Here is a 5,056-nt window from a genome sequence, read left to right on the forward strand (position 1 = left end):
TTCATTTTTTATTCGCCTGGTATAATTCCCACTGATGGATATACGCATAATACCGCTCACCTGGCACATTAATGATGATGCCATCACAGTCCAGTTTATTAACAGGGCTGGTAAAAGCGCCTGTCGGCATGTTTACCTCAAGTGTCCTGCAGTCGTCTTTCCAGTGTCTACCTGCTTCAAGTTCATCCATCGAAAATGAGTGAATGGAGATAACGAACATCCCGGAAAACCCAACCACCGCTATAAGCGAACAGTATATGAATGTATCGCCTCTGTTAACTCGAAGATTGAATTTTTCAGGGATGGCAACCATTGCCAGCGCACCGACCACACCAATAACAAAAAGAATCAGGCATATACCGTTAAGCCATGCAACATTATGTCCGAGTATATAGTACGCTTTCACTTTCTTATTCCTTATGCTGCATACTTTCAAATAACGTGAGATTGTTAATACTGACCATCGGTCTTACTATTCACCTGCCCCCATCCGTTCAAAGGAGTAAATCAAGACATAAAACATATAAAAGATGACTGTGGCTGTAAAAAATCCCGTTATTACTGACAGCGTCAAATCAGGAGAACCGGCCCACATGTTTTTATCCATGAATACCATGAAAGAAAATAAAGCACTGAGACCTGCAAGCCCAAACAACATTAAAATACAGGCAAGCGTATCTCTTATAAAAACACCCATAATTACATAGCCGTAACCACAGATAATGATTGCCATTGCAAAAAAAAGTCGTACAAACCCATCAAAACTTAACTGGTATTCAGCCATTTACCCACCCTCACTCAATGTTTCCATCACGCTGTTCAAAGGCTCGCGGGTTTTAATTTCAATGCACTCTCCTGTATTACTTCCGTAACCTCTTCCTCCACGTGCTTCGAGTACCCGTAGCATTTTTATGCAAACATCTGTATTAGGCATGGGAGAAACATTCCAAATCCCACCGCCACTACTCGGTGTCATCAGCACCAGAAAAATAAAGGCATGCATACTTTATTGCCCCTGTTTATATATTAACGACTGAATATCCCTTCGATTAACTCCTGTAAGGTAACCGGCTTATTCCCGCTTATCGCCTGTTCATACTCATCTGCACTGACATTTTCAATGACATCACCACACTGAAGCCGGTTTTGCGTGGGAGACAATAAACCTTTATCAATATTCTTCTCCAGCAAGCGGCAGTCATGAGTCCAGTGGTGTGCGAGCGCTTCTGGTACAGGGTCATTACTGAATGCAAACAGCAAGAGATATACTGCAAATACAGAAGCAAGCAGCCATTTGAATAATTCATCCATCACGTTACTTACCCTCCGTGCTAAGTTTATTAACCTCTGCCTTATCCCTGTATCTCACATCCATATACCGTGTTACGCCATCCGGACAAGACCAGCCATCTTTCGCTTTAGCCAGAAACCCTGCCTGCTGCGCTTCAAATGCGGAGATTCTGCAGTTTTTCAGCGTATAGATGACATCCTGTTTTCTGGTTTGAATCTGTTTGTATGTTGACTCAGGCTCAAGAAAGGCAAACACTTCTGTTATCGCGACGACAATACACATTATCAGAATGATTGTCTTACCCCACCATGACACAAACAACCTCTGTAAAAAGAAAGACATAACTACGGCAGTGCCAACAATCAACATCAACATAAAAATATATGACGAATCTTCGCGCAAAAGCAGCCATAGATATTTCATTGAGTCAGTCATTTTTCAAATCCTTTCATTATTCGTTATCGAGGTTCATTTCACACGCTACCGCCCATCCCTTTCAACGCAGAGGGCACTCGTTATAATTCAGAAATGAAAACTTACTGCAGCGCCAGTAATGGCGCTGTGAATCAATTAAGGCGAGGTTGTCCCCACGCCGATGGTGTCACGACAAAAAGAACCGTTGCTGGCTGGTGATATACATCATCTGCATCCACATACGGCGCTATCCACAATGACGTTGTCTCCTCCCCTTTTCTTAATGGCCGGGGATAATTACCTGGCAGCGTTGATGGCGACGTAAACGTTGACGCCACAACTGGTAAAGACATTTTCACTACCGGCAAAGACTGGCTCCTTTTCTCGGTTTCGAAATATGCTGCCTCATTCTTTGCCGTTGGATTATTTAGGTACACTGCCCGTGCTCGATCTTTCTCCGCTGCCACTCTGGCCCGGTTCAGGTTAGGTTGAGGCGGCAACGGGTACGAATTAACTGACGTGGTTCTGAAATTACCCTCAGCCAGTTGTGGCAACCCGGCCGCAGCCGGCTTTGCGTCACTGCGTTCCTCTTTCAGCTTCGCCTTTTCATTTGCCTGCTCCATCGTCATACAGGTATCCGACGTCGTGGCATTACATTGAAATTCGGTCTCTGTGCCCGCGCACCCGGTTAAGAGCAAAGCGCTGCCCAGAGGAATTAACAGCATTAATTCCTTCATGATATTTCTCGCTATTTATCGGTTATTTTTTCAGGTTCATCCTGAATGGGTTATTAGCCTTAATTGTCCGGACAGTTTTATTCCGTTTTCGCGTATCCCCTGAAACAGCAGAAATTATTTCTGACATATGTAAGGTTTTACCTGCACCAGGCTTTCCGACGACCATAACATTCCCCGCATCACCGGAAAGTGGACCGACAAACGGATCGGGAAACGGATTATTGCTCTTTGATTTCATTCTTAACTTCCTCATTAAATTTTGCGGAAGTGTCATAAACCACGATGGTCTCACCGCGTTTCTGATATCCGGCCAGTAACGGTGATAGCGCGCCTTTGCCGGGTCTGCATCCGGGGAAAACATTCCCCCGCGCATCTCTCACCCACGTGATACCTGTTCTGCTGGCAGGGGTGCGACCGAAAACCACCGCGCCCCCCGTAAACACAACCGCCATCAGCAGCCAAAGCCAGAGGATGTTTTTCGTGTAGCCCTGGTCAATATGTGCTGCATACCCTGCCGCGTCAGTCATGACAGCAACGCAGTCTTCTTTTAATACCGGAGGCGGAGGCAACAACGGCTTCACCTCATCGCCATTGAGTGCTTCGCGCGAAGCGGGTCCCGTGCAGTCGTGAATGACATATCCTTCCCGCTGCACCGATTCGATGGTATTCACCAGCATCTGACCGGGCGTGATATGACCACGCCACAGCACTGTTACAATCAGCAGCATCATCGTGGCCAGCGGATACACTACCGCATGCTGAATCAGCCAGCGGAACCAGCGCAGCGAGGACATGGACAGAGCGAGAGCGGTGCGGGACTTAACCATGATTTTCTCCCTGCGCTTCTCCGCCTGGTGAGAACTGGCGAGGGTCAAGTTTGCCCAGCTTCTTCAGCATTTCGTCAGTGTTAAACCCGTTCAGGTTGCTGCCTGACTGCTGTGCTTCAGGCTGCGCGACCGGCTCCTGGCTCTGCGCCTGTTGTTGACCGTTCTTTTCCGCTTCCAGCTCCTCAATAGTTTTCAGCTGGAAACCATCCTGGAAGACCACCGTCACCTCATTGCCGGCACCAATCGGGATAACCGGGTGATACTGCTCCGCGCGTTTGATGTAGTACTCGCTCAGCGTCTGCGCTGCTTTCGATGCACCGCCACCAATCCCCATTTTCAGAACATCGCCGGCACCGACCGTCGCCGTGGCCCCGAGACCCACGGACGGCTGTGACGCCCGCTCCATCCCCTGACCAATTCCTTCAACAAAGCCAGCGCCCCAGGCCCAGCCGAGGATTTTGCCGTTACGCATCACGACTTCCCCTTTCACCCCGTTCTTGCCCATGAAAGAGACGTGCCCGGCTATCGGCTGGTCGATGGTTTTATCGCCCTTGATGCAACTGATATTCCGGGTGCGGACGATGGCACGCTCACTGGAAACATCCCCCCAGGCTTCGAGACCGACAAAGCAGCCGGTCAGGTCATACGTTTTGCTGTTCGGCATCTCGACACGACCCACCACACGCAGCTGCATCGGCACCGTGGACTCGTTACCCGTGACAGAAGCATTCGCATCGGCCCCTTCAATCAGGATGCTCTTCGCAAAGCTGCCGGAAGGGATATAGGGCAGCTCCCGCCCTTTTTTGCCCCTGTTGTAGTTGAATGTTTTACGCTGTATCTGGTTCGGAACCGGCACAGACTGGTAGCTGACCTGCGGCGGCGGTGTCATACCATTCCCCGGATAGAATGCCGTCGGAGGCGGTACCGCGGCTCCGGTCTGCGGCGGATAACTGGCTGGCTGCGGCTCACCTTCCGGCCCGGGTGGCGGTGACGGAGGAGTCGGCGCGGGCTCGCCACCAGAGACAGCCGGTTTCACGCCCAGCGCCTTCAGCTGAGTCTGCATGGCTTCATTGTCACTGCTGAGTTTGTCGATACGTATCTGGTCAGCGGTTCGCGCCTTACTCAGCAGGTCCACTTCCCCCTGCAGGGAGTCAAAACGCTTGTTGAGATCAGCGGCAGTCGCCTGCATTTCGGTGGTCGCGTGCTGCTCCACCTTACTGTTGAAGCTGCTGTCGACCACCCCGGTCATATCCGGCGCGGGTTCGCCCTGAGCCGGGGCTCCCTCATCAGAGCTCATGTTCAGATCTGACAGATACAGCCCGCCTCCGACTGCTGCTGCGCCGCCCGCCAGAATGAGTCCCAGCCAGATATATTGCTTACGTTTGATCAGAGTGTTGAAGTTGGCCATCAGCGCTTCACTCCTTCATCTGACGTCGTGACCCAGATCTGCATGCGACCACCGGCGGTCAGCAAGCCCGCCGGGGTACTGAACATGACGGCACGTGTTCCGGGCTGCCAGAAATCGCTTTCACGCACCATACGGGGCGACAGGGAGACGTTATCCAGACTGAAACGGACGACTTTCAGGTGATGACCGACCCAGACCCGGTCGGCAGTGGCGCGCAGACCAGCCGGCACCTGCAGCACTTCAGAGGTGACGGGGACAGACTGATACTCATCGGGTACGCTGCCCTGGCGCACGGCGCGATTCAGCGAAACCAGTAACGATTCATAGGGGTTCGACTCTTCCCAGGCTTTTGCCGGACCGGGTGTCCCCGCCAGCTCGC

General features: G+C 51.1%; 10 protein-coding genes. All 10 read right to left on the minus strand.

Annotated features, from left to right (window positions below):
• Nucleotide 1: 1 nt before the first annotated feature.
• Nucleotides 2-406, minus strand: coding sequence for a hypothetical protein (locus CWM53_RS08935; protein ID WP_086619028.1), 405 nt, complete (start codon nucleotides 404-406; stop codon nucleotides 2-4).
• A 66-nt stretch (nucleotides 407-472) separates the two neighbouring features.
• Nucleotides 473-784, minus strand: coding sequence for a hypothetical protein (locus CWM53_RS08940; protein ID WP_100750777.1), 312 nt, complete (start codon nucleotides 782-784; stop codon nucleotides 473-475).
• Nucleotides 785-1,003 (minus strand): hypothetical protein, encoded by a 219-nt coding sequence (locus CWM53_RS08945; RefSeq protein ID WP_032435743.1) that lies wholly within the window; start codon nucleotides 1,001-1,003, stop codon nucleotides 785-787.
• Between the two features lie 23 nt (nucleotides 1,004-1,026).
• Nucleotides 1,027-1,311, minus strand: a complete 285-nt coding sequence (locus CWM53_RS08950; protein WP_064155748.1) for a hypothetical protein — start codon at nucleotides 1,309-1,311, stop codon at nucleotides 1,027-1,029.
• Nucleotides 1,312-1,315: 4 nt separating this feature from the next.
• Entirely contained in the window at nucleotides 1,316-1,726 is a 411-nt protein-coding gene (locus CWM53_RS08955) for a hypothetical protein (protein ID WP_100750778.1), read from the minus strand.
• A 131-nt stretch (nucleotides 1,727-1,857) separates the two neighbouring features.
• Nucleotides 1,858-2,442 carry a type IV conjugative transfer system lipoprotein TraV gene (gene traV / locus CWM53_RS08960; protein ID WP_015632500.1) on the minus strand — a complete coding sequence of 195 codons (585 nt, stop codon included), beginning with the start codon at nucleotides 2,440-2,442 and terminating at the stop codon, nucleotides 1,858-1,860.
• A gap of 22 nt (nucleotides 2,443-2,464) precedes the next feature.
• Nucleotides 2,465-2,680: a DNA/RNA helicase domain-containing protein gene (locus CWM53_RS30440; RefSeq protein ID WP_133124344.1), complete on the minus strand. Its 216-nt coding sequence runs from the start codon at nucleotides 2,678-2,680 to the stop codon at nucleotides 2,465-2,467.
• Nucleotides 2,661-3,269: a conjugal transfer protein TraP gene (locus CWM53_RS30355; RefSeq protein ID WP_106427120.1), complete on the minus strand. Its 609-nt coding sequence runs from the start codon at nucleotides 3,267-3,269 to the stop codon at nucleotides 2,661-2,663. The genes CWM53_RS30440 and CWM53_RS30355 overlap by 20 nt, the downstream gene beginning before the upstream one ends.
• Nucleotides 3,262-4,677 carry an F-type conjugal transfer pilus assembly protein TraB gene (traB, locus tag CWM53_RS08970; RefSeq protein WP_100750779.1) on the minus strand — a complete coding sequence of 472 codons (1,416 nt, stop codon included), beginning with the start codon at nucleotides 4,675-4,677 and terminating at the stop codon, nucleotides 3,262-3,264. Before traB ends, CWM53_RS30355 begins: the two co-directional genes overlap by 8 nt.
• Nucleotides 4,677-5,056 (minus strand): type-F conjugative transfer system secretin TraK (locus CWM53_RS08975; RefSeq protein ID WP_206062615.1); only part of this gene is annotated, 380 nt, incomplete at its 5' end. The genes CWM53_RS08975 and traB, both read right to left, overlap by 1 nt.

It is taken from the genome of Klebsiella sp. A-Nf5, from assembly GCF_002810545.1.
GTDB classification, from domain to species: Bacteria; Pseudomonadota; Gammaproteobacteria; order Enterobacterales; family Enterobacteriaceae; genus Klebsiella; species Klebsiella variicola.